The organism is Micromonospora sp. LOL_023 (genome assembly GCF_048060115.1).
GTDB lineage: Bacteria > Actinomycetota > Actinomycetes > Mycobacteriales > Micromonosporaceae > Micromonospora_E.
Window position 1 is genome coordinate 1 of the sequence record NZ_JBHMIM010000019.1, and the last position, 23,912, is coordinate 23,912.

Below are 23,912 nucleotides of genomic sequence, written 5' to 3' on the forward strand. Positions count from 1 at the left end.
CGCGACGAGGGCAAGCAGCTCCTCCCGCGAGCACAGCAACGGATCGACGGCCATGCCCCTTGCAACGACCAGCACACCCGGAAGACACCGCAGGTCACGCCACCGCCCGGAATGCAGGAAAACTCACCCGCCCCCGGTGAATAGCTACGACAGATGCGGACAGTCTCCGTGTCTGCCTCCGTGGTCTAGCGATGGCCCAGCGATACCCCCTGAATGGAGCCCATGACCTAGCCGCGACACACACCGACGGGGCTCAACCGGCGCGGGCCTGGCGGGCTCGTCGGCATTCCGGATCGCGCCGGGAGCCGTAGTGCGCGGTGACCTAGACCGCCTGCCGTGCCGGTGTCCCCCGTCACCGGTACGGCAGGCCCAACCAAGGTTTCTAGTTAGAAGGTGTAGCCATGTCGCTGACCGCCGCATTCGTAGTGGCCGTCGCCTCTTCACTGATGGCTGCCATCCCGGGATTTGGGGGATGTCGGTGTCGGCACCGTTGGTGCACCGGATGTGGGCACACGCTGCGGTGCCCGGACTGCACCGCAACCCGCTCGCACAACTTGGGACACCTAGCGCACGGTCGGGCATCCGGACTGTTGGGACGGCGGTGGCCGGCATCGCGCTCAGCGGCCGGTAGCGCAGGTGGAGGGCTGACCGGTGAAGTCGCGGCCGGATGCTTCGGCGGTCGATCGTGAACGTCCGGCAGATGCAGGTCATGAGAGCTGACGCGGTCGTGCCGGGAGCGACCGGCGGGACTTGGGCCGCAGAGACAGTGAGCTCTGGTGGTCTGGACCAGTCGTCACCGCAAGCCTTGTTTTCGATGTGGCGTGCGAGGACGAGGCGAGGTCGATCATGACCGTCTACCGCTCCGGAGCGCCTCGGCGTTCGGTGTTGTCGTTGCCGGTTGATCGTCGTCTGTTGGCGGATGAGTTCTTCCTGATGGCGCACCATGACGTGTCGGGTCAGTTGCGGTTGGCGCCGCGGCTCGCCGGGTTCGGGGTGGCGGCCGCCGTGTTGGCGGATCTGGTCGTGGCCGGTGTGCTGACGGTGACGCCGTCGGGAAATCTCGCGTGCCCGCCACCGGCGGTGCGGGTGGGCGGGTTTGAACGGCAGGTCGCCGCGTGGGTGGCGGCAGAGCCGGGGCAGCCGGTTCCGGTCTGGCTCGAGGTTCTCGCCGAGGCGTCGGTGCCTGCGGTCGGCCAGCGGTTGGCCGAGGCTGGGGTGGTGCGGCCGGTGCGGGTCCGGCGGCTGATGACGTCCCCCCGGACGGTGTGGGCGCCGGCGGACATGAACGTGGCGGCGTGGCCGTGGGCCAGGTTGTCGACCCGTATCCGCTGCGGTGAGTTGCTGGATCCGTTCGACAGCGCCTTGGCGCGGCTGTGTATCGGTACTGGTGTCGAGGGCCGGTTCCTCGACGGTGAGCCGCAGGCGCGGCAGTGTCTCGACGAGTTGCTGAGTCCGGTGCCAGTACAGGTCGACGCCCTGCTGGTCGAGTTGTCGGCGACGGTGGGTCGGGCTGTGTTGGGTGGCCGGACCTGACCTCCGTCGACCCTGCTCAGGCGTCTGCCTGGACGCCACCGGCCGCGCTGAACCCCCTTCTTCTCGTCTTTCTCCTCGGGAGTCTGTTGTGTCTGTTTCGTATGGTGTGCCGCGTCCGCGTCGGGGTGGTGTCGCCGCCGTCCTGGCCAGGTCGCGGCTCGGGGTGCCGCAGGTGGTGTTCTTCGTGTTGGCGGCCGCGGCGCCGATGACGGTGGTCGCCAGCGCGGTGCCGACGGCGTACGCGGTGACCGGTCTGTCCGGGGTACCGGTCGCCTACGCGGCGACCGCCGTGGTGATGGTGGTGTTCGCGGTCGGCTACGTCGCGATGTCGCGGCATGTGGTCAACGCGGGGTCGATGTACTCCTACGTCGCCCACGCTCTCGGGCCGGCGTCGGGGGTGGCGGCGGCGTTCGTGGCGGTCGTGGCCTACAACCTGATGCAGATCGGCCTGTACGGGGCGTTCGGTGTCGTCGCGGCCGCCGCCGCGTCGGCGGTGGCCGGTGTCGGCGTGCCGTGGTGGGTGTGGGCTTTCGCGGCGTGGGTGCTGGTCGCTGTTCTGGGGTTGGCGCGGGTCGACCTCAACGGCCGGGTGCTGGGTGTGCTGCTGATCGCGGAGGTCGCCGTGGTGGTGGTCTTCGACGCGGTCATGGTCACCGCTGACCCTGCGGGTGGGGTGGTGTCGCTGCACGGGTTGGAGCTGTCGCATCTGGCGGTGCCGGGGATGGCGGCGATCCTGGTCGGCGGGATCGCCGGCTACGTCGGCGTCGAAGCCACCACCGTGTTGGCGGAGGAGACCCGCGACCCCCGGCGGACGGTCGCCTACGCCACCTACACCGCGATCGCCGTCACCGCTGTCCTGTATGCGGGGTCGGCGTGGGCGATGCAGACCGCCGCCGGACCCGACCGGATCGTCGACGCCGCCGTCCGGCACGGTCCGGAGTTGATGTTCGTCCTGGTCGACGGCCACCTCCCACCGCTCGTTGTCGACGTCGGCCGGTTGTTGCTGGTGACGAGCCTGTTCGCCGCCCTGCTCGCCTTCCACAACATGGTCGCCCGCTACCTGTTCGCGTTGGGCCGTGAGCAGGTCCTTTCCGCCGCGTTGGGACGGACGAACGGGAGGACCGGGGCACCGAAACTCGGCTCCCTGACCCAGACCGCCGTGGCCGGTCTGGTCATCGCCGGATACGCGGCCGCTGGGCTTGATCCGATCACGCATCTGTTCTTCTGGTTGACCGTCACCGGTGGACTCGGGGTGCTGATCCTGATGACCGCGACCAGCCTCGCAGTGCTCGTCTACTTCCGCCACGACGCGCGGGGTGAGAGCCGTTGGTCGACCGCGCTCGCCCCCGGTGCCGCGCTCAACCTGCTGGTGTTCATCCTCGGCGGCACCCTCATCGGCTTCGGTGACCTCCTCAACGTCCCGGCCGGCTCCCCAGCCCGGTGGCTGCTGCCCGGCCTGTACGTCGCCGCTATCGCCGTCGGTGTCGGCTGGGCCGCCGTACTGCGCCGGACACGGCCGACCGTCTACGCCACCGTCGGCGCGGGAGTCGACGCCGCCACCCACCTGTCCGTCACTGTCCGTCAGGAGATTCGCCGGTGACCACCGCCCACTCCACGATCGTCCGCGTCGCAGAGCGCCACGACATCGACCAGCTCGCACCAATGCTGGTGGACGCGTTTGTCGACACCCCCGACGCCTCCTGGTTGATCCCCGACCCCGGCGAACGCCGACGTGTCTACCAGCAGTTGTGTCCCGCGATCCTGACCCGAGCAATGGTCAGCGGCACCGTCTACACCACCGACGACCACGCCGGTGCCGCGTTGTGGCTGCCCCACACCGTCGCCCACCACCCCGCCCCCCACCACGCCGCCACGGTCGACCGCGTCACCGGCCCGCATGCTCCCCGGTTCGCCCGCCTCGCCGCGCTGCTGCACAAACACACCCCGCCCCGCCCGCACACCTACCTCGCCTACCTCGGCGTCGCACCCGACCGGCAACGCCACGGCATCGGCACCGCCCTGCTCACCCACCGGCACGCCACCTGCGACACCGCCGGCACCCCCGTCCACCTCATCGCCACCACCCCCAACGCCCGCCGCCTCTACCAACGACTCGGCTACTACGACACCTCCCCTGCACCGGTACACCTACCCGACGGCGGACCACCCCTGTGGCCCATGTGGCGCCAACCCCACACCCACACCAACGCCAGCCGGGAGCGGTGATGACCCTTCTCGCCACCAGCCACCACCCGGCCATGCCGGGCACCAGCCCCGCTACCGCAGTCATGGACACCAACCGGCCGGCGCTCGCCCGGCTGGTGAACTACTGGCTCGGCGGCAAGGACCACCTCGCCGCCGACCGGACGCTCGGGGACCAGATCACTCGCGTCCATCCCGGCATCCCACACGGCTACCGGGCCGCCCGACAGGCGGCCGCCCGCACCGTCGCCGCCCTCGCCACAGACGGGATACGCCAGTTCGTCGACCTCGGCACCGGTCTACCCACCCCGGACCGCACCGACACCCACACCATCGCCCAACACACCGCCCCGACCAGCACGACTCTGTACGTCGACCACGACCCACTCGTCCTGGCCCACTGCCGCGCCCTGCACCTCAGCGACCCGGCCGGATCCGTGGTTGTGGTCGACGCCGACCTCACCGACGCCGCGCACCTCACCGCGACGGTCGCCACCCGTGTCGACCTGTCGGCGCCGGTCGCCGTCCTGGCCACCAGCGTTGCCCACCACCTCGACGACCCTCACCTCCACGACCTGGTCACCCAGCTGACACGACGCCTGCCGGCCGGCAGCCGGATCGTAGTCACCACCCACACCACCCGCCGAGGCGACGACAGACTCCGCCAGGTCCAGCACCTTCTCACCCAGGCCGGAATCCCGTACCACCGACGCACACCAGCCCAGATCGCCGTACTCCTACGCGGCTGCGGCCTGACCCTGTCACCACCTGCCATACCGCCGTCGGGCTGGGCTCCGCCGGCACCCGACGAACCAGCCGACGACGACACCCACGAGGTACTCACCGATGTCCAGATCGGCCGGATCGACACCACCCACCGCCAGCAGCGGACGAATCCTCCACACCGCGACCGGCCGCAGGGAGCCGTCGATGCGCCGCGATGATCTGATCACCGCTCTACAGGCCCGGCGCGGCAACCTTGTCACCGTCAGAGTCCGCGACTACACCATCCCCGTCACCCACGTCGGCTACGACCCCGGACGTGACCAGATCGTCCTGCACCTCGACCAGACCGCCGTCAGCGACGTCCTCACCATCATCACGCAGGACCGCGCCGGCGCGACCTCCCGCCCACACGACGACCCTCACCCAGCGAGCGGTCCCACCCGGCAGAAGCCCCACCGAACCCCCCACACCGAACAATGACCGCCCCCGTCGCGGTCGGGATCATCCTGCTCGCCATCGCCGTACTCCACGCCGGCAACAGCGTGACCTGGGCACTCGCCAAATACCGGGCCCGGCGGCTACTCACCACCGGACTCCTCGTCCTTGCCGCCGCCGTCATCCTGCGCCACCACACCGGCGAACCCGAATGAGTAGACCTCCACCGGCACACCACATCCCACCCACCCGGGCGCCACCACCAGCCGGGCCGACACGCTGCACCGACGGGCGACCGACGCCACCGTGTGTCGGAGCCACCACCACGCCCCCAACACAAATACAGGAACAGGACATGACCCCCCACCTGCAGATCGCACCCCCGGGCAGCCGACATCACCACGTCGTCCGGACCCCGATCACCCCCTTCACCCACCCCGACAGCGGCCGACGCATCATCGTCGTCTCCACCGCGCACTACGGCGAAGCCGCCTACTACCACACCCTGCTCAACGAAATCACCGCCTACCAACACGACGGCTTCACCGTCCACTACGAAAACTCCCACCACCAGCGACCCGACGACCAGCCCACCACCACAGAGCAAACCGTCCTTGCCGAACTCACCGACATGCGTGAACTCGGTGCCCTCCGCATGTCGGCACTCGGCTGGGTCTACCAACCCGCCATCCTCCACCGCCCAGACTGGCACCGCACCGACCTCACCGACCTGGACATCATCCGTCTCGTCGGCACCGAGACGATGCGCCGCTACATCAACCGCCACCTGAAACTGCTCACCTGGCCAGACCACCAACCATGGGGCTTCGCCCGCCACCAGGCCCTGTTCGCATTCGGCAACCGCCTCGCCGCCCGGCTACCAACACCCAACCCCACCCGCACCGCCAAAGCCGACCCGCTCACCCACGTCCTGCTCCACACCCGCACCCAGACCGCCATCGACGCGGCTACCGCCACCACCGACGACCTCGTCATGGTCTGGGGAGCCCGACACCTACCCGGCATCACCACCGCACTCACCACTGCCGGCTACCAGGCCGACCACGACCAACAGTGGTGGCCCACCGTCGGATACCTCCCACCCATCCGCGCCAACGCCGCCCGCTACCTCCTACACCGGCCACCCGCACCCCACCCCCGCTACCACCCCAACCCCCGCAACCACCATCAACCCGCCATCACCAGCCCGAGATAGACGGCGGCCACCCGCCCACAACCCTCACCAGCACCGCGACCATGACACCCCCACCCACCCCGCCGATATGCTCCACCCGGGCGGCGCGGCACCATCTCCATGTCGATCTCCCGCAAGAAATCGACCGCGCCGCCCCGCATCACCCCTCCCTGACCATCGCCCGCCACCTGCGCGACCTCCGCCTTGCGGTAGTCTTGGACCTTGCGGGCTGTTAGCTCAATCGGCAGAGCAGCGGACTTTTAATACCCGGTATGCACCTTTGCCTTCGCTACCGAACGTAAGGCGTTTTTGTCCGGATTTCTGGCTGGCAATCCAGCCCGAGGCCGCGCGGTATCGGCAGGTCAGCGCGGCCGTCGCGCACCGTAGTCGGCTGATCGGCAGCCGCTCGTGGCAGGAATCCAGTATCCAGGGGTGGAATCCGTCCAGGTTCGCTGGCGTCCGAGCACCCACGGATCACCCATGCCCCACCGGTGGGCGCTGGAATGCTCTACGGCCACTGCGTTCGACGCTACGCGCGTGTCTGCACCGTCTCGGCCACTGCCGCGTCGGGCTATTCGACGCACTATCAAGACCATCCACTATGACGCTGGCCGGCCGCTCTCGCTGAGGTTGAACTGAACTGACCTGGACTTTGACCGAGCAACGGGCGGACAACAAACGGGGCAACTGACCTGCGCGGTTGTGCTACTGGCTGGCGGCGACGCCCGAGGCCGGGGGAGGCCCGGACCGTCTGAAGCGGTTTGGCATGCGGACGAGTCTCGGTCTTTCACTTGAGTGCCAGTCCATAGCCGTCATCCGATGGAACGGGTTTTGGGTGTCCGTGCCGTTTTGTTGGCATGGCGAGGGCCCGGCGCGGGGCCGGGTTTCCTCCGTGATCGCTGGTCGGAACGTGGGGCGTAAGGTCAGCCGGCGGGCCGGGGCAGTGCGGCGAGTCTGTCGAATGCCCTGGTCAGGGCGTCGGTCCGGGGCCAGGCCGCAGCGATGGCGAGACGGGTCCGCCGGGCAGTGCGGGTGACACGGGCGGCGACGTGCAGCAGCCGGTAGCGCAGCTTCTTCGGCTCGGCAGCGGCGAGGTCGCCGTCCAAGAGCAGGATCCGGGTCCAGGCCAGGGGCTTTGCGTAGTCGCCTGAGAGTACTTCTGGCCTGCGTGAACGCGCTGTCATCGACCTGGTTGGAGAGTGACAAAGGGGCGGGTGCGGCCCGTAGGTGATCATGGAGTTGCTGAGACAACATGACACCGACAAGGACCACACCCGCGCATGTCATCATCGCTGATCGACGTGATCCGTCAGCACGCCCCCGCCCCATCCGGCACGATGCCCGCCGACCGGGAGGCGTATGGCCTGTTGGAAGCCTTGGCCCGAGTTCCCGATCCTCGTGACCCGCGAGGAGTCCGCTACCCCTTGGCGAGCGTGCTCGCGGCTGCGGTGTGTGCGGTGGTGGCCGGGCTTCCACGTTCGCGGCGATCGGCGACTGGCTCGATGATCTCGACGCGTCGGCGTGGGGCCGGCTCGGGTTCACCGGCCGGGTACCGGTCCTGACCACGGTGTGGCGGTTGCTGGTCCGCGTCGACGCCGAGACGTTGACGTCGGTCCTGGCCGACTGGCTGTGCTCCCGACTACCAGCGCCCGCGCCGGCGCGGCGTGTCATCGCTGTCGACGGCAAGGTGGTGCGGGGTGCTGTCCTGCCCGAAGGACGGGTCCATCTGCTGTCGGCCTACGACACGTCGACCGGTGTGGTCCTGGCGCAGGTCCAGGTCGCGGCGAAGTCGAACGAGATCCCGGCGTTCGCCCCGCTGCTGGAGCAGGTCAAGGCTCGACTGGGGAGCCTGGCGGGTGTGGTGATCGTCGCGGACGCGTTGCACGCCCAGGTGGCCCACGCTCGTGCCGTCGCCGCTGCCGGCGGACACCTGTACGTGTCGGTCAAGGCCAACCAGCCGACGTTGTTCGCCCAGCTCAAACGCCTTCCGTGGGCGCGGGTGCCGGTCGGGGACCAACACCGCGACGTCGGGCACGGCCGCCGGGAGACCCGTACCGTCAAGGCGTTGACCCTCCAGACTCCCGGTGGCATCGGCTTCCCGCATGCCCAGCAGGCCGTCCGGATCACCCGTACCCGCACAACCGCCGGTAAACGCACACGAGAGACCGTCTATCTGGTGGCGTCACTGCCCGCAGCCGACGCCCGACCTGCTGAACTGCAGCAATGGGCCCGTCTGGAATGGCACATCGAGAACCGGCTGCACTGGGTCCGGGACGTGACCTTCCGCGAGGACGCCCACCGGGCTCGTACCGGCAACGGGCCCGCTGTCGCGGCGGTCCTGCGCAACACCGCGATCGGGTTTCACCGTGGCAACGGCGAGACCAACATCGCCAGAGCCGCCCGCCGCGCCGACCGCCGCCCCCACGACCTCATCACGACCGTGACCAGCAGTTACCCCACTACGCAATGACCCTGGGGTCCAGGCGAGCAGGTCGATACCGGTCAGGGCCAGTTGCAGCCAGGCCTGGTTGATCGCGAAGTGTCGGGACGGGAACCGGCCGAAGCCGGTGTTCTTGCCGCAGCGGATGCGGTCGGCGACGCGGGCGTGTGCCCGGTGGCGGGCCTCCAGGAACTGGACGGATCCGTCACCGGCAGGGGTGTCGGTGGCCACGACCTGATGCCGCCAGCCTTCGATGGTGTCGAACAGCGACAGTTGGGCGCCGGGATGCGGGCGTTCCCGGCGTACCACGAACCGGGTGCCCTCGGGCCAGCCGGCCGGGTCGAACAGGCCGGTGATCTCGCAGACTTCGGCGTGTTCGCGCAGGTCGCCGTCGGTGTCGACGGCGGGTACCCAGCCGGTCACGGCGCGGATCGCCTCACGTACCGGTTCGGTGATCGCGGCACCGACACTGAATCGGATGTCCAGATGCTGCTCACGCAGGCCGCGGACGTGGGCGAGGAAGCCGTGGCTGGAACCGGCCGCGTCGCAGCGCAGCAGGATCGGGGTGCCGTGCCGATACTGGTCAGGGATCTGCGCGAGGGCCTGGTCGAGCACGGTGATGTGGTCGGCGGCGGTGTTGGACCCGGCCCGGCCTTCACGCAGCAGACCGGCGAGAGCTTCGCCGGTGTTGTCCAGGAAGCACAACAACGGATGGAACCCGAACGTCTTCTTCCAGGTACGGGTCGCTGATTCCTTCTCCGAATGGCAGATCACGATGGTGGCGTCCATGTCCAGGACCAGGCCGTCGACCTGCTGGCCGGCCACCGTCGGCTGCGGCAGGTCACCACGGGTGTCGGCGTGCTGGGCCCAGGCGATCTCACGCGCGTGCGCCCGGGCGGACCGTAGTTCGGCCAGCAGCGTGGCGTCGTGCTGCGACAACAGCCGCCACGCTGTCGGGCCGGACGCGACCGGCCCGAACAGGGCCGCCTCGTTACGGAGCACGGCCAGATCGGCGATGGCCTCACCGCCGTCGGCGAGCATCACCGTCAGGTCGACCGCGATCCGGCCCGGATCGTGGCCGCCCCGACGTCGCCGCAGACCGGCCAGGGCCTGCCCGAACGCGCTGGTCAGACCGGTGGTGTCGGCGAGATCGGCGAGCAGCCGGGCGCCGGCGTGACCGACCACGCCCCGCCCGTCCCCGGTCACCGTGATCTTCGGACGTGTTGCGGTAGCCTTCACCCAGCAAGTGCCTTCCGTGACGGGTTCCATAGGACTCTCGACAAGCCCTATCTTCCCTGATCAGAAGGCACTTCACGAAGCACAGCCAACCACACCGACATCACGTCAAGACAACAGGATCACGAGACACTAAATTGACTCGCCCGCCACGCCACTGAATCCGACGAGACCGGCCCTCTTCGCCATGGACAGGATTTCCGGCAAGTAATCCAACTGTCGGACAGACAGAGTCAAGAGCACATACTTCATTGCGTCATCCGGACTGTCTTCCAGATCGAACTCCGAAGGCTCCAACACATCTTCGATGTCGGGCCAACGCGCTAGCAGTTCTTCACGGAACCGCATTATGTCCGAGCTCGAAGAGAGGTCGCTAGCGTCACCCTCAGCGAGCTTGTCAAAAATCTCCTCGGGGTCACCCGTGCCATGCTTCCAGAATCCGAAATCACTGCTCACGACGCCATCCTAGTAGGGCAGCCGTACTTCGTGACTTGATCATGTGAGTCTGGATCGGTAGTGGTACCAGCGGGCGCGGGCTTGATGGCGGCGGCGCCACCAGGACCAGCGGAGATGGTGCTCGATGCTGTGCCAGGCTCTGGTCGCGAGGTTGTACAACCGTTTGATCTCGACCACGGTCAGCCGGGCGAGTCCGAGGTCGGCCGGTGGTGGTTCGCTGGGGTGGGTGGGTCGGGGCGGTGGCGGGGTGCCGGCCGCGGCGTCGGCGGCGGTGACCGCGCAGACGGCGAGCGCGGCCATGACCAGCACTATGTGCCGCATGATCGGGGTGTGGAGCCGGTATTGGAACTGGTCGAACCCGAAGTGGTCCTTGCCGAACCCGTGGTCCTCCTCGATCGTCCACCGCCGGCCGGTCACCCTCACCAACGCGGTCAGGGTCGCCGGAAGACGCTCCGGTATCCAGCAGTAGAAGTACGCGAGGTCGTCGGGGTCAGCCAGGCTCCGGCGTACGAGCAGGTAGTGGCGAGGGCCGGCGGTGGCGATCCACGCCCACGCGTACCAGCGGTCGCCTTTGGAACCCGCCCCGCAGGACATGGTCTGCCAGGCGGTGTCGGTGGTCAGGGCGGTGACAGCGGTGTCGGCGCGGATCTTCGTCTTCCAGCCGGGCAGGGTGATCCGGAACGAGCACGGCACGCCGAGGCTGTAGCCGATTCCCCGGGTCTCGCAGGTGTCGCGTAGCCGCCGGTCCCGGCCGTAGACGGCGTCGGCGGTGCACCACCGCACCGGTACGCCGGCGTCGAGTGTCTCGGTGAGCAGGTCGGCGGCGAGTCGGGGTTTGGTCGCGAACTCGGTGTCGGCGGGGACGCCGGTGGCGGCGCGGCGGGCGTCGTCGTCGAGGTCGGCGGCGGGGATCCACAGGCGGGAGCCGACCAGGGCGTGGCCGGCGCGGGTGGCGTAGGTGGCGTTGACCAGGTTGACGGCGTTGGTGACCTTTCCCGCGCAGCCCACGTACTGGCGGGTCACGCCGCACGTGCCGGTGCCGGTCTTCTCCACGCCGCTCTCGTCGAAGATCAGCGTGTTGTCGCCGTCCGGGTCGGCCAGGCGTGCCACGGCGAAGTCACGGACCACGCCCATCGCCTTGCCGGTGTCCCAGACCGCGCGTTCGAGGAGTCGTTGCATCCGGTCCGGGGTGGTGTCCCCGGCGTGTTCGGCGAGGGTCCAGCAGTTCTTCCGGGGCAGGTCGGCGATCAGGCCACGGACGTACTTGCCGGCCTGCCGTAGTGGTTCGACCCGGGCGAAACACGTACCGAGGTCTCCCATCAGCGTGGCGAGGTTCTCCTCGACCCGACCGGCCTCTACCATGGCCGCTGCGGCCACCTCGTGATCCTTCGTTGTCCACACAACACCGGACGATCATGCGGTGGCCGTCTCCGTCGCCGCACATCCTGTCCGTCCATACCCCACCGCACCGGTCAGGTCACGAAGTACGGCTGCCCTACTAGGAATTGGGCCATTCTCCGGAGGATTTCCGCGGCGCTCTCCTGTGGCCGGTCGGAGTGTCCTCCGTCGGGAAGTCGGGCTGTTTCCCTGGCACCGTCAGCATGCCCGTTGTCGGTGATGTCACCCGTCCCGTCCTCCTGCTCTGGCGGCCGGTTGGCAACGTTCGCGTCACGCTCGTGGGACCGGTCCGATGATTCGAGGTCGCCAGACACGTTGCTCCGCCCTCTGGCCGTTTGTGAGACTCCCGGATCACTGCCCTCGGACTCCTCGAGGCCGACATCGAGGATGTCGTCGTCCTGGTCCGGCGGCCCGTCGTCGTCGGTGATCGTGTCGCCCTCGTCAGACCGATCCGCAAGTTCCGGATCCTCGTCCGGTCCATCGTCGTCCGGTCGAGCTTCGTCTGGAACGTCGTAGGAAGTGTCGTTGGCTAGGTATTCCAGATCGTAGCCAATCTCGATCCTGGACCGTTCCCAGTAGCTGTCGTACGAGGGGCGCGGGAGTGCCGCAGGTTCGGGGAGTCTGGGACAGTCGGAGAACCTTGGGAAGTCCATCGCCACCACACCTTTGCCGTCATCGACGGTGCCTGCGGAGCTTCAAGAATACCCTGAGGATGCCCGGCAGCGCCGCTGGCAGGTTTGGACAGATGATCGTCCAACCCAAGAGGGGCATCGGCTCCACGGCGTCTCCCCTTGTCAACGACATTTGAAATTTGCAGCCGCTGGCCCGGACGTTGTGGCGGCTGCTCGGGTCCACCGATGTGGTGGTCGGTGACCGTAACTTCCTGTCGTACGAGGACCTGGGGGCGATCGCCGCGACCGGCGCGCACGCGGTGTTTCGGGTCAAGGCGGGGGTGGACCTGCCGGTGTTGCGTCGGCTGGCGGATGGTTCCTGGATCTCGCGTGTCGCCGATCCGGTCGCGGCGCGCCGGTTACGGCGGCGGAAGGTCCCGCCGGCCGAGATTCCCGGTATCGAGGTGCGGGTGATCGAGTACACCGTCGAGACCGAACCCGATCAGCACGGCGAGTATGAGGTCAGTGAACTGTTCTGCCTGGTCACGACCCTGCTCGATGAGCGGGCCTATCCGCTGGGGGACTTTCCCGACCTCTACCGCGACCGGTGGCGGATCGAGACCGCCATCGGGGAGGTGGAGACCCGGCTGCGCGGTGGAGCCGACGTCGTGCTCCGTTCCCGTAAACCCGACCTCGTCCGCCAGGAGGTGTACGGGCTGCTCTGTCTCTACCAGGCGATCCGACATCTGATCGTGGCCGGCGCGGAACAGGCCGGCCTAGACCCGGACCGGATATCGTTCGCCCGCGCCCGCGATGCCGTCGCCCGTCACGTCAGTGACGACGCGGCGTTTCCCCCCGAACGACTGGCTGAGCTCGTCCATGACGTCATCTACGAGATCACCGACCCGCGTAACCTGCTCCCCGCCGAACGCCGGCCACGCAGCTTCGCCCGCGAGCAGCGCCAACCCGGCCGCCGCTACCCACGCCAGAAAGACGAGTACAAGAAGCCGCTACCACCCCGCACGAAGATCAGGCTCTGGGTCACCACCCAGCCAAGACCCATAAAGTTAACAGCATTGCCCCTGGGACCGGGCCGGGTCGTTCACACCGGGATTGGGTTCAGTAGCTCCGTAGTCGGCCGATCTCTCTGGCGATCGCGCGCGCGTCGCGGCGTCGCCCGGACTGGGTCAGGATGACCTGCAGACTTTCCAGCGCGGACAGGAGCGGATTTCGAAATCTCTCGGCGTCTCGGGGCAGTTGCGATCGCAGGATCCGAACTGCCTCGTCGACGGCTACCATCGCTGGCTCCCACCATCCTAGCTGATAGAGGTAGATGCCATGGTTGTACAAATCGTCGGCCAGATGCGGCAATTGACCCTCCGGGTTCGCGGCGGCCAGATGGCGTCTGATGGCGATCGCTTCCTCGCCAACGGTCAGCGCCTCGGTCAACCGGCCGAGACCGGCCAAATCGCTTGCCAGGTTCGTGAGCATGTTCGCCAGCACTGGAAGGTATGCCGCATGGTTGCGCTGGACCAAGGTTCTATAGATGGCGACTGCTTCCACGCTGTGTGCCAGAGCTGGCTCCGGTTGCCCAAGTGCGGCTAACCGGCTGGCCATGCCCCCGAGGGAAGTAGCTAAATTCGGCAGATGCACTGCGGGGTCAGTCTGAGCGAGCCGTCGGAGGATTGTGACGGACTCACCGGTGACCGTCGCGGCCTCAGATAGCCGCCCCACCGTCGCGAGCCGGTCACCTAGCTGATTCAGGCACATTGCGAGGGCGGGTAGGTGGAGGCCGGGATCGTTCGCGGCGAGCCGGCGCCGGATTGTCGTGCTTTCCTGCGCTGCGGTCAGGGCTTCGCTGAAACGCCGCAACGCGCTCAGCCGGTTGCTCAGGTTGTACAGCGTCGCGCTGAGTGTCGGCAGGAACCGGTTTGGCTCCGTACGAGCCAAGCCGCGAAGGATACCGGTAGCTTCCTGCGACGGAGGTAGCGCCTCAGCGAAACGCCCGAGTGCGGCGAGCCGAATGCTGAGACTTTGCAGCGAGGAGACGAGGTGGGGTAGGTGGACGGCCGGGTGCCGTTGGCTCAGTTGGCGCCGGATCCGGGTGCTTTCCCATATCGCGTTCAGAGCATCGTGTTCGCGTCCTGCAGCGCTCAACGCACTGCTGTACCTGTTCAGGGCCGCAGCTAGACCGCCGAGGTGGATCTGAGGATCGGCAGCGGCGAGCTGCCGGTACAGCACCACCGCCTCGTGCGCGCACTCTATGGTCCGTGGGTCGCGCACTACGTGCAGCATGCCCGAAAGGTTGATCAGCGAGTCCGCTAGACCAGGGAGATGCGTCACGGGCTGTTCGTTGGCCAGTTCACGACGTAGCTCGACGGCCTCCCGAAGGGTGGTGACGGCGTTTTGGCGCTCCCCGAGGTCGTCGAATACAGCCGCAAGCATGTGTAAGGCGCTGCCTAGCATCGGCCGGTAAGCAACGGGGTTGACATCGGCGAGTTCTCGCGCGATGTCCACCGATTCCCTCGCAGGTTCGAGCGCATCCCGGTACGCACCCGCTTCGCTGTATTGCAAGCTGATGTTCAGCAGCGCGACGGAGAGGGAGGGAAGGTACTCCCCGGGGTTTTCCTGCGCGAGTTGCCGGCAGATCACCGCCGCGTCCCGCATCGGGGCAAACGCCTCAACCCGCCGGCCTACCCGATTTAGGCACTGGCTGTAGGTGTTCAGCAGGCTCCAACGCAGCGTGGGCGCAAGCTCGTGTCGGTGCTGCACGTCTATCGCTTCGCGGGCGGCGGCCAACGCTGCGTCCTGGTGTCCGGCTAACGCGAGCACGGTGGCTGTGGTGTCGAGGGTCCCGGCGAGGGTGACGATCCGGCTGTTGTCGGCTTCGGCTGTTGCGACGAGGTCCCGCTGGATCGCCAGGGCTTGCTGAATTGGGCTGATGGCCTCGGTGGCCCGGCCGAGCTGCCAGAGCAAGTTGGCCAGGTTAGTCAACGCGTCGCCCAATGCGCGGCGGTGCGCGGTCGGCTCGTCGGCCGCCAAATGCTGGTATATGGACACTGTCTCGTTCGCCGACTCAAGCGCCGCCTCCAGATCCCCGGCGTACTGCAGCCGGCGGGCAAGCACGTGAAGAAGGCCGGCCCGCTTCACCGGGTCGTTCGTGCAGGGCAGGCGAAGGTTGGTGAGCCGGCGAACCAGCACGGCGATGCCGACGTCCAAGTCGATATGGCTGCCGTACGGCAGCACTGCCTCAATCGCTTCGAGAGTAGGCACGTCCGGATCAGTGATACTGGCCAGTGCGGTCAGCGCCGGGCTGCCGCCAGCCAGGGCGAGGACAGGTTCCAGCCGGATCATCGGATACAGGATGCGCCGGCCCAGGTGGGGCCAACGGTCGGTGGCGGCGGCCAGGAACGTGATGGCCCTACCCAGATCGCCGGCGGCCGGATCCTTATCGGCCAGACGTAAGATCCGGCCGGCGGTGTCGCTGGCCCAGTCCTGAGCTGGATAGTCCGCCTGATGTCCCGGCGTGGTGAGGGCGAGGAAGTCCTCGGCGAGCCGATCCGGATAGAACGGCGTGAGCGTGGTGTCCGGTTCCGGGGGATAGCAGACCGCGTGGTCCATGAGAACCTGGGTGGCCGTCAGCTGCGGGGATGCGCTGTCCGGGCCAGCGCGTGCAGCTAGGTTGAGGCGGTCCAACACGCCGGGTCCAGCGGTGTCTCGCACCGGGCCCGTCAGCGCGGCGGTGAACGCCACTTGATTCATCACCTGCGGTGGCGTGCGAAACGGTTGGCCGTCCGGCGCCAGCCGATGGGTGCCGTCACCGTACAATGTGGTCCAGTACAGATGTTCCCGGTCAAGGAGGTAAACGGTCAATCCGGCAGCATCCGACGGGTTCGGCCCCTCGCGGAGCCACGCGTCAACGGCGACAAGTGCCGCCATGTGCACCGCCAAGGTCAACCCCATCGCGGGATCGTCCAGCGGGACTGGCGGCGTAACACTGGGCGGTCCTGCGAGGCCGTACCTGCGGGCGAACGAGTCCCGGGCCACCGCGAACATTTGGTCTCGCTCGCCGGCGTCTGGTAGCGGAGCCAGCAATTGCGCCGACGTATCCGCCTGGTGATTGGCCAGCGACGCGCGGACCGCTGGCCAGCCGTTGGTGCTCCGAGCCAGCAGAAGTACCCGCGCCGGCACGCCGACTTGATGCAGCAATGCGTTGCTGAGCAGCCAAGTCAGATGACTCAACGGCCACCGGTCAGCATAGTCGACGATAAGTACGATCCCAAACTTTCCGCCCAGCCGCAGGTCCTGACTCCCCGCTGGGGGAAGCACACTGCCAGGGCCCTGCACGGCCGTGACCACTTTCCAGCCCTGCGCGGTCGACTCGGCGGCGAACTGCGCCGCCAGGCGAGACTTTCCGGCCCCGCCGGGCCCGTGTAACCAGCGGACGCTGAGTCTGGCTCCGCTCTGCCGCCATCTGTGCAGCGCAGCGAGCTCATCCGTGCGCCCCGTGAACTCAACGACCGCGTGCTGAGCGTTGAGCATCCGGCTCGGCAGCGCCCGCAGCCACTCATCGTCCGGCGGCTGCGGCGGCAGCCAGGTATGCAGCAAATAGACTGGGGTGCCGTCGCCAAAGACGTGTACGTCCGCGCCGACGACACCGTACGCGAACCCGGCCGTCGCGCTGACCAACTGGCTAGCGACTGACCTGGTCTGGCCAGCAGGGCTTCCCGCCCACCGTGCCTCTGCCTCACCGTCCGTCACTGCTGCGGACCGGGCTTCGGCCGGTCGTTGGCCTCATCCCGTTGCGCAGGCGCGTAGTAGTGATTGATGACGTTGCCGAACATCGCGCCCTGCGCCGTAGCGCCGGGCGCGGAGGCGCTGATCTGTTGCACCCACTGAGCCCGCTCCGAAGGCAACCCTGACTGGACCTGCACGATCAAAGCGCGCAGGTCATCGGCCAACTCCGGTCGTTCCTGCAGCAGGTCGGTAAGCCGGGTCTGCCAGGCGATAAGCTGGGCCTGTAGCACCGCTCCCCGGTCGGGACCTTCCACCAGAGCGACCTCGCTTGCGGTGTGGTCGAGTCGCTGTTCAATCAACTCTCGCTGGCGCCGGTCTCCCAGCCCAAGTACCCGGACAAACCCATCGCGGGCCATTGTCCACGCGTCTGTAGCCGCCGCGCCCACCAATGTCGTTGCGCCAGTGGCGGCCAGAGCAAGCAACCATTCCGCGACCATACCCATCTCCCGACAGCCGACGATGCCTTGTGCTACTGGATTAGCACAGACGACGCGGAGGCGACAACCATCTGACTTGTTGACAACAGACAACTAGATGACTCGCCCACCGAACCGGCGTCGCTATGGCTGGGACTGGCCCATTTGGACCGACTGGCCCAAAAGTTGACTTGTGTTCACCACCCTGCTTACCGGTCTGCAGAGATACAGCTCCTCGTCACGCCTCGGCCCGGCCGAGGCGGGGCGGGCCCTGGCGGCGTAGTAGGTCGACGGTGCGATCTCGGCGGGCGTGTCTTCAAGCGCCCGCAGGACCGACTGGACACCGTGTTCGGCCTTCTGCGAGTCGACGAACGCGACCCTAATCTCGACAGCCGGTCCAGTTCGGCCGCGAAGAAAGTCGCCGCTGAGCGCAGGATCTGGTTCGCCCGCCGCAGCTCACGGACCTCCCGTTTCCAGGGCGGCGACGCGGTCGGCGTCGCCGCTGGCAGTGCACGCCCGCTGTCCGGCGTCGGTCTCGGCCTTCTTCACCCACCCACGCAACGCCTCGGGGCACACGCCAAGCTGGTCGGCGATCCGCCAGATCGCGCCGACCGAACTGGCTATGCTCCGGCGGGCCTCGACGACCAACCGGGTCGCACGCTCACGCAGCTCGTCGGAGTACTTCCTCGGTGCAGGCATCGCTGGTGTTCCTCCCAGGTCTCGATGTCTCCATCAAACCCGGTGCGGGACACCAACTCGTCCAGACCAACATCAAGAAACTCGTCGCGAACAACACCAAGTAAACCCACCAGGATCACGAGACACTAGGCTGCCGATCGTGGGCAGGATCGGTGTAGAGCAGGCGCGGTCGGCGGCCGAGCTGGGTACGACGTTCACCTTCGACGAGGGCGACTACGCGGTGGGCCTGCACGTCCACCACGAATACCGTTACATGGAGCCGGGTGGCTCCCCCATCGTCACGACGGGCCTGTTCATCGGTAACGATGACGACGACTCGCCCCCGGTGCAGATTCGACTGCCGCGGCTGTTGCTCGACGAGCCGACGGCACGGCAGTTCGCCGAGACACTGCTCGCGGCGGTCGACCAGGCCGAGCGGATCGCCGACGGGCTGGCTCTGCGCTCGGCGACCAGGAACCGATGGTCCTCGACGCCGAGGGAGTTGCGCATCCCTGCACCCCATGCGCCTGCTGTGGCGAGTGCAGCTGCAGCCACCCCTTCGGCGGGCGGGCCATGCGCGGAGCCTGCGCTCAGTACAGCCGGTGGGCTGCCGAAACACGACCGCTACTCGAGCGCTACCTAGTGTCGCGTGTCGTAAGTGGTTTTGTGGTTCAGGTGCGGGACAATGAGGCATGTCTGTTGCCGCGCCGCTGGCGCTTCGCCCGGGAGATGGGTCTCGTCTACGCGCGTTGACCCGGTCGTCGCAGGCGGCGGCGGGCCTGGCGCAGCGGGCGAGGATCGTTCTGCTCGCCGCTGACGGTGTGCCGAACGCGGCGATCGGCCGTCAGGTCGGAGTGTCGACCCCGACGGTCCTGGCGTGGCGCAACCGCTACGACGCCGGCGGCATCGACGCGTTGGTCGACCTGGACCGCTCGGGCCGACCGTCGGTGGTCGACGAGGTCGCCATCGTGGTGCGCACCGTCTCCGACGACGGGCGGCCACCAGCGGATCTCGGAGTGACGCACTGGTCGGCGCGGCTGCTGGCCGACCAGTTGCGCCGGGAAGGAACACCGGTCAGCTTCGCCACCGTGTCACGTGTCTGGCGCAAATGGGGCCTGCAACCGCACCGGTCGGAGACGTTCAAGTTCTCCACCGATCCTCAACTGGAAGCCAGGATCCGGGACGTGGTCGGCCTGTACCTGAACCCGCCGGCCGGCGCGGTGGTGGTCTCGGTCGACGAGAAGTCCCAGGTCCAGGCGCTCGACCGGACCGCGCCGATCCTGCCGCTTCGCCCCGGACTGGCGGAGCGTCAGACCCACGACTACGTCCGCAACGGCACCGCAACCCTGTTCGCCGCCCTGGAGGTGGCCACCGGACGCGTCAGCGCCGACGCCTGCTTCGACCGGCACTCCAACGTGGAGTTCCTGGCCTTCCTCAAGCAGGTCGCCAAGGCCCACCCCCGAGTGAAGCTACACGTCGTGGTCGACAACTACGCCACCCACAACCACCCGAACGTCAAAGCCTGGCTGGCCCGACACCCCCGCATCACCATGCACTTCACCCCGACCAGCTGTTCCTGGCTGAACATCGTGGAGATCTTCTTCGGGATCATCACCCGCCAGGCCATCCGCCGTGGCACCTTCACCTCCGTGCCCGACCTGACGGCTGCGATCCGTGCCTTCATCGACGGCTACAACCAGCGATGCAAACCCTTCGCCTGGACCAAGACCGCCGACCAGATCCTCATCAAAGCCAACCACAAAAAGACTTCAGATACGGAACACTAGCGGCAGTCGACTCCAAGGATGCTTTCGTCGAGACCAGCGGCCGTACCCATGCCGTGGGCTGCCCTTCCCTCAAGAGGAACATCAACGACGCCTCCGACATGTTGACCGCAGGTTGCACCCACCGGCAGGAGTGGTACGTCCGCGTGCCGGACGTCCTCGGGCCGGAGGCACCGCGACGCAAGCGGTGCGCGGTCTGCTGCCCCGACGTCACCGTGCCGACCAGCGTGGGGCCAGTGCGTGGCACGCAGGGGAGGTTCGTGGCACAGCAGGCACCATCGGCTGGCTGACCTCAATGGGCGCATGGCGGGGCGAACGCCCATGCCCCGTTCGGCGCCAGGGGCCCGCCGAGGAAGTTGCACCCGTCGTGGCCGCCCGCCGTCGCCGACGTCCTGGCCAGCACCGGCTGATGTCTCACTCACAGGGGTACGGATACCCCGGATGAACGCGATCATGGAACGCTGGGTACAGACCTGCCGACGCGAACTTCTCGGCCAGACCCTGATCTGGAACCAGCGGCACCTGCTATACGCACTCCGCGAGTACGAGGCCTCCTACGAACACCGTCCACATCAGGGCATCACCAACACCCGGCCACTGCGCCACTGCCCGAAACGATCAGCGACCCGGACCGTCTCGCCGCCCTGCGCATCCACCGACGCGACACTTCGGCGACATCCTCCACGAGTACGGAAATGCCGCTCGACCTGCTCGTATGACATTTTTGGCAGGCACCACGTCAGCGCCCATGGTCGAGAATTCGAACGGTACAGGCAAGAAAGGCATGATCGCCTTTCAGCAGGTCATACCCTTATTGATCTAGTTACCCGGAGGGACTCTGGCCCTTAACCTTCTGATCCGTAGGCTTGAGTGGATAATAGGCCCAACTGCCGCGCGCGAAGAATTGTGTCAATTTGATCAGGTGCACCAAGTTTGCGAGATATGCGTTCCTTATGCTTGGCAATCGTGCGAGCTGATATCTGCAACCTCTTTGTCATGGTTTCTGGTGTCGCTCCTTCGGCCCATAACAGCAAAATTTCGTGTTCTCGGGACGTCAGGAAAGGTTTTGAGGCCTCCTCGTCTGAATTTCGGTTGCCACCTCTGTCTGTAGTTAGCCTGCTGGCCGTGTCCAAGATCGGTTGCTCGACGTTTCCGATTGCGAATGAGATTCTGAGGCTTGCATCGATTGCCTGCGCGTAATTGATCAAGGTGGCGATCTCCGTGGTCTCAATATTCCCACTCTCGATAGCAGACACACGGGCTTGCGATAGCCCCATTCGTTCAGCTACCTCTCGCTGCGTGCGGCCCGTCCTTTGGCGAGCGGCCGCTAGCGGGGAACCAAGACGAGTGGATCTAACTCTGCTGTTTTCGGTCTCGGCGACCTGCAGCTCGTGCCCTGGGCGTTGTCGCGTAGTCAAGCCTGCGGCCAGCGGGGCTGCGTGCAAAAGGATCGCGTGGTGGGCGGGCCGTGACTCCTCCGAGAGGTTCTCCCTGGCCAGGTGCGCGAACCATGGCTGCGCCTGGGCGTCCGGATCGGCCGCCGCCTCGGCGGCCTGCGGTGCGAGCGCCTCCTCCTCGCCGGGAACGGCCGCTAGCAGCAGCATCGCCCGGTACAGCGACCGACTCTCGGCTGACAGCGGTAGGCTCAAGGCGTTGGCCCGGGCGACGAAGTCGTCGACTAAGCGTCGCCATTGAGAGTCTAGTAGCGCGTACCCGGAGCAGCCGGGGAGGTCGTCCAGTACGGCGAGAATTCCGTCCTGGTAAAGAACATCGAGGAGCGCGCGGGCCGGACCCGCCTCACCCATCGCCTCGTTGGCGAGCTGGAGCAGGTGTTCCTGGTCCACCCGACGGCCTTGGACCACCGCCGGGCCGGTCGGGTCCAGCGCCCGGACCACCTGGGCGACCGCCCGGTCCGGCCGGAACGGCTGATCCAATGGCCGCTGGAAGGCGGTCAGTCCGCACTCGCCTGTCCATTCCTGCAGGGCGAGGAGCTGTGTGGCGTCCAGTCGCTGTCCGGCTAGCAACCGTCGGCCGTCGGACCACCGCTGACGGAAGGCGTCGGCCAATGCCTGCGGAGTGGTGTATACGGCGCCAGCGAAGGTGAACGCCGGTCCCTGCGGCTCAGCCAGGGCCGGTGCGCCGCCGGCACACCACTGCCGTATCTCGGCCGCCCCCCACCGGCCCTCCGGTGCCCGGCACAACAGCCCTCGGCAGAGCAACCGCCACCGTTCGTCCGCGATCATACTCAGGTCGACGTCGTTGAAGATCAACTTACGGGCGATCAACATGTCGTCCATCCAGCTACCGTCCGGCCGTTGGAAGGGATGCCGTCCTGTGAGTAGCTCCACCAGGACGATCCCGACCGACCACCAGTCCAGCCCGGTCGACATGTTCCCAGTAGCCGCCTCCGGAGCAGCGTAGGCCGAGGCGTGCGAGGTAGTTTGGCGGACTTGAGCCCCGGCAAAGAAGGTCGTCAGGCCGATGCCGGCGAGGACTAGATCCAGCGGTTCAGTCGAACGGACTAGAATGCTGGCTGGCTCGATATCGCAATGCACTATCCGCAGTGAATGCAGGTACTCCAGCGTAGGCAAAAGCTGATTGAGGACCTCTTGCACCGTCTGCGGCGGCCACGGGCCGGGCCTGGCGCGAAGCAGCTCCTTCAGTGAGCCACCGGGGGCGTACTCCAGCACTTCCCAGGTGGAGCCGTCATCGCTACCCCACTCAAGCAGCCCGAGTAAGTGGTGCCGGTCAGCTCTGCTCAGGGACTCCAACATACTCTCGTCAACGGGAAGGACGTCGCGGTGGAAAAGCCGCACCACCGCCGGCTCCCCGGTCTCCCTGTCTCGTACCAGAAGCAGGTCGGCCCCATCTCCGGAGACGAGATTTCGCTCGGCAACGTATCGATGCCGCAGTGTGGGTGGAAGGTTTGTCCGACAATCTGGATCAGTCGCCTGCAACTGACCAGGCGACCATCTCAGATCCTTGGAAACCGTCGATTTTAACGCAGCCGCGCCTGGTGGCGCACTGCTCACGGTGTCGTCGTCAGGCGGTTCGTCCATGGGTACTCCAGGTCGTGGCAAGAAGTGGCTATCGCGCTCTGCGCCTCCCCGCCTCCAGGTTCTGGGAGGCTGGGATCAGGATTAACGAGACGAATCGCCGCCGGTCATGCGCTGTCCCACCGCTTCCTCCCGAGCGGGCCACGCTTGGTGCTGCAGAGCAAAGATCCTTCGATGGCCGCAGGACCAGCTGTACGTGCAGAACGGACAGCGCGGCCAGCAGTCCTTGTTGAGGTGACCTCCTATGCGGCACATCCGACGCGCTGCCGGGCTAGCCCGGCAGCTCCTGTGATAACCCTTGCATTGTACAACGCTGGAGCTATACCGTGGAAGTCGGCCATCGTCGAGCACCTCGCCAGGCACAACGAGCCCACGATCATCCTGCGCTCAGTCGGGAGAGCTTCGCATGTCGTACATGCCCGCCCCACCAACCTCGCCGGCACCTCCGGTTGGATCGCCCCACACGCCACGCTGGACGTTGGTACTGATCATGCTCCTTGTTGCGATTGTGGTCGCTGGCGTCGTGGGTCTACTGGCCCATGCTGCTGGCAAGGGCGTACCTGAGTCGATTCTCGCCAGTGGTAGCGCGTTCGCCGCCACAATGGCGCTCTTGCTGGCGATCGCGCACTTCATTCACGGGTAATCGCGCCGGATCCTGCACGGTGCCTATACCTGCCGCGCCTCTACGAGCTGGGACTTCGCGAGCTCCCCGTGCACCCGGGGTGATCCCACCGGGCCGGTTTTCGCCAGAGCTGGCCCCGGTGCCGTTCGGGAGTGTCCGGGTTCGCGGTGAGTATGGCGATCTGCTCGCATAGCAGGTCGGCTGTCTGGCCGGTGGCGGTTTCCGGCGGGCGATCAGGCCGCCGACCGTGGTGAGGTAGAAGGACGAAGAGATTATCCTCCTTCGGCGCTGAGGTGAAGGTACGAGACATCCCTCCGGCTGCCTTGA

General features: G+C 67.1%; 19 protein-coding genes and 2 pseudogenes. 12 read left to right on the forward strand and 9 right to left on the reverse strand.

Annotation, left to right across the window (positions count from 1 at the left end; genetic code table 11):
* Window positions 1–846 precede the first annotated feature (846 nt).
* The 7 genes from ACFHVL_RS12505 to ACFHVL_RS12535 all read left to right on the forward strand — a co-directional run bounded on the left by ACFHVL_RS12505 (window position 847) and on the right by ACFHVL_RS12535 (window position 6,112).
* Window positions 847–1,533: a GOLPH3/VPS74 family protein gene (locus ACFHVL_RS12505; RefSeq protein ID WP_416627813.1), complete on the forward strand. Its 687-nt coding sequence runs from the start codon at window positions 847–849 to the stop codon at window positions 1,531–1,533.
* An 88-nt stretch (window positions 1,534–1,621) separates the two neighbouring features.
* Window positions 1,622–3,133, forward strand: a complete 1,512-nt coding sequence (locus ACFHVL_RS12510) for an APC family permease (RefSeq protein WP_416627814.1) — start codon at window positions 1,622–1,624, stop codon at window positions 3,131–3,133.
* Window positions 3,130–3,759 carry a GNAT family N-acetyltransferase gene (locus ACFHVL_RS12515; protein WP_416627815.1) on the forward strand — a complete coding sequence of 210 codons (630 nt, stop codon included), beginning with the start codon at window positions 3,130–3,132 and terminating at the stop codon, window positions 3,757–3,759. Before ACFHVL_RS12510 ends, ACFHVL_RS12515 begins: the two co-directional genes overlap by 4 nt.
* Complete coding sequence (locus tag ACFHVL_RS12520) at window positions 3,759–4,679, forward strand: SAM-dependent methyltransferase (protein WP_416627816.1); 921 nt, start codon at window positions 3,759–3,761, stop codon at window positions 4,677–4,679. The genes ACFHVL_RS12515 and ACFHVL_RS12520 overlap by 1 nt, the downstream gene beginning before the upstream one ends.
* Window positions 4,666–4,941: a hypothetical protein gene (locus ACFHVL_RS12525; protein WP_416627817.1), complete on the forward strand. Its 276-nt coding sequence runs from the start codon at window positions 4,666–4,668 to the stop codon at window positions 4,939–4,941. The genes ACFHVL_RS12520 and ACFHVL_RS12525 overlap by 14 nt, the downstream gene beginning before the upstream one ends.
* A complete protein-coding gene (locus tag ACFHVL_RS12530) occupies window positions 4,938–5,111 on the forward strand; it encodes a hypothetical protein (protein WP_416627818.1) in 174 nt (57 codons plus the stop codon). Before ACFHVL_RS12525 ends, ACFHVL_RS12530 begins: the two co-directional genes overlap by 4 nt.
* A 140-nt stretch (window positions 5,112–5,251) precedes the next feature.
* Window positions 5,252–6,112, forward strand: coding sequence for a hypothetical protein (locus ACFHVL_RS12535; RefSeq protein ID WP_416627819.1), 861 nt, complete (start codon window positions 5,252–5,254; stop codon window positions 6,110–6,112).
* Between the two features lie 902 nt (window positions 6,113–7,014).
* Here the strand turns inward: ACFHVL_RS12535 and ACFHVL_RS12540 are convergent.
* A pseudogene (locus ACFHVL_RS12540) lies at window positions 7,015–7,224 on the reverse strand (transposase); the annotation flags it as partial.
* 147 nt (window positions 7,225–7,371) lie between these two features.
* Here ACFHVL_RS12540 and ACFHVL_RS12545 point away from each other — a divergent pair.
* Together ACFHVL_RS12545 and ACFHVL_RS12550 are read left to right on the forward strand one after the other, a co-directional pair.
* Window positions 7,372–7,653, forward strand: coding sequence for a transposase family protein (locus ACFHVL_RS12545; protein ID WP_416627820.1), 282 nt, complete (start codon window positions 7,372–7,374; stop codon window positions 7,651–7,653).
* Window positions 7,542–8,561, forward strand: a complete 1,020-nt coding sequence (locus ACFHVL_RS12550; RefSeq protein WP_416627821.1) for an ISAs1 family transposase — start codon at window positions 7,542–7,544, stop codon at window positions 8,559–8,561. Before ACFHVL_RS12545 ends, ACFHVL_RS12550 begins: the two co-directional genes overlap by 112 nt.
* Here ACFHVL_RS12550 and ACFHVL_RS12555 read toward each other — a convergent pair.
* From ACFHVL_RS12555 to ACFHVL_RS12570, 4 genes and pseudogenes are all read right to left on the reverse strand, one after another.
* Window positions 8,538–9,800 (reverse strand): annotated as a pseudogene (locus ACFHVL_RS12555) (IS1380 family transposase); the annotation flags it as partial. The gene ACFHVL_RS12550 and the pseudogene ACFHVL_RS12555 overlap by 24 nt on opposite strands.
* A gap of 99 nt (window positions 9,801–9,899) precedes the next feature.
* Window positions 9,900–10,223, reverse strand: coding sequence for a hypothetical protein (locus ACFHVL_RS12560; protein ID WP_416627822.1), 324 nt, complete (start codon window positions 10,221–10,223; stop codon window positions 9,900–9,902).
* 39 nt (window positions 10,224–10,262) lie between these two features.
* Entirely contained in the window at window positions 10,263–11,600 is a 1,338-nt protein-coding gene (locus ACFHVL_RS12565) for an IS701 family transposase (protein ID WP_416627823.1), read from the reverse strand.
* Window positions 11,601–11,695: 95 nt separating this feature from the next.
* Window positions 11,696–12,274, reverse strand: coding sequence for a hypothetical protein (locus tag ACFHVL_RS12570; RefSeq protein ID WP_416627824.1), 579 nt, complete (start codon window positions 12,272–12,274; stop codon window positions 11,696–11,698).
* A 158-nt stretch (window positions 12,275–12,432) separates the two neighbouring features.
* Between ACFHVL_RS12570 and ACFHVL_RS12575 the strand changes: the two genes are divergently transcribed.
* Window positions 12,433–13,428 carry a transposase gene (locus tag ACFHVL_RS12575; protein ID WP_416627825.1) on the forward strand — a complete coding sequence of 332 codons (996 nt, stop codon included), beginning with the start codon at window positions 12,433–12,435 and terminating at the stop codon, window positions 13,426–13,428.
* Here ACFHVL_RS12575 and ACFHVL_RS12580 read toward each other — a convergent pair.
* The 3 genes from ACFHVL_RS12580 to ACFHVL_RS12590 form a co-directional block, all read right to left on the reverse strand.
* Window positions 13,352–16,921, reverse strand: a complete 3,570-nt coding sequence (locus ACFHVL_RS12580) for a tetratricopeptide repeat protein (RefSeq protein WP_416627826.1) — start codon at window positions 16,919–16,921, stop codon at window positions 13,352–13,354. The genes ACFHVL_RS12575 and ACFHVL_RS12580 overlap by 77 nt on opposite strands.
* 68 nt (window positions 16,922–16,989) lie before the next feature.
* Window positions 16,990–17,466: a hypothetical protein gene (locus ACFHVL_RS12585; protein WP_416627827.1), complete on the reverse strand. Its 477-nt coding sequence runs from the start codon at window positions 17,464–17,466 to the stop codon at window positions 16,990–16,992.
* Between the two features lie 435 nt (window positions 17,467–17,901).
* Window positions 17,902–18,144, reverse strand: a complete 243-nt coding sequence (locus tag ACFHVL_RS12590; protein ID WP_416627828.1) for a transposase — start codon at window positions 18,142–18,144, stop codon at window positions 17,902–17,904.
* Window positions 18,145–18,283: 139 nt separating this feature from the next.
* On the opposite strand from ACFHVL_RS12590, the gene ACFHVL_RS12595 reads away from it, so the two are divergent.
* Window positions 18,284–18,766, forward strand: coding sequence for a hypothetical protein (locus ACFHVL_RS12595; protein ID WP_416627829.1), 483 nt, complete (start codon window positions 18,284–18,286; stop codon window positions 18,764–18,766).
* Between the two features lie 49 nt (window positions 18,767–18,815).
* Window positions 18,816–19,910, forward strand: coding sequence for an IS630 family transposase (locus tag ACFHVL_RS12600; protein WP_416627830.1), 1,095 nt, complete (start codon window positions 18,816–18,818; stop codon window positions 19,908–19,910).
* 842 nt (window positions 19,911–20,752) lie between these two features.
* Here the strand turns inward: ACFHVL_RS12600 and ACFHVL_RS12605 are convergent.
* Window positions 20,753–22,966: a protein kinase domain-containing protein gene (locus ACFHVL_RS12605; RefSeq protein WP_416627831.1), complete on the reverse strand. Its 2,214-nt coding sequence runs from the start codon at window positions 22,964–22,966 to the stop codon at window positions 20,753–20,755.
* Between the last annotated feature and the right edge of the window lie 946 nt (window positions 22,967–23,912).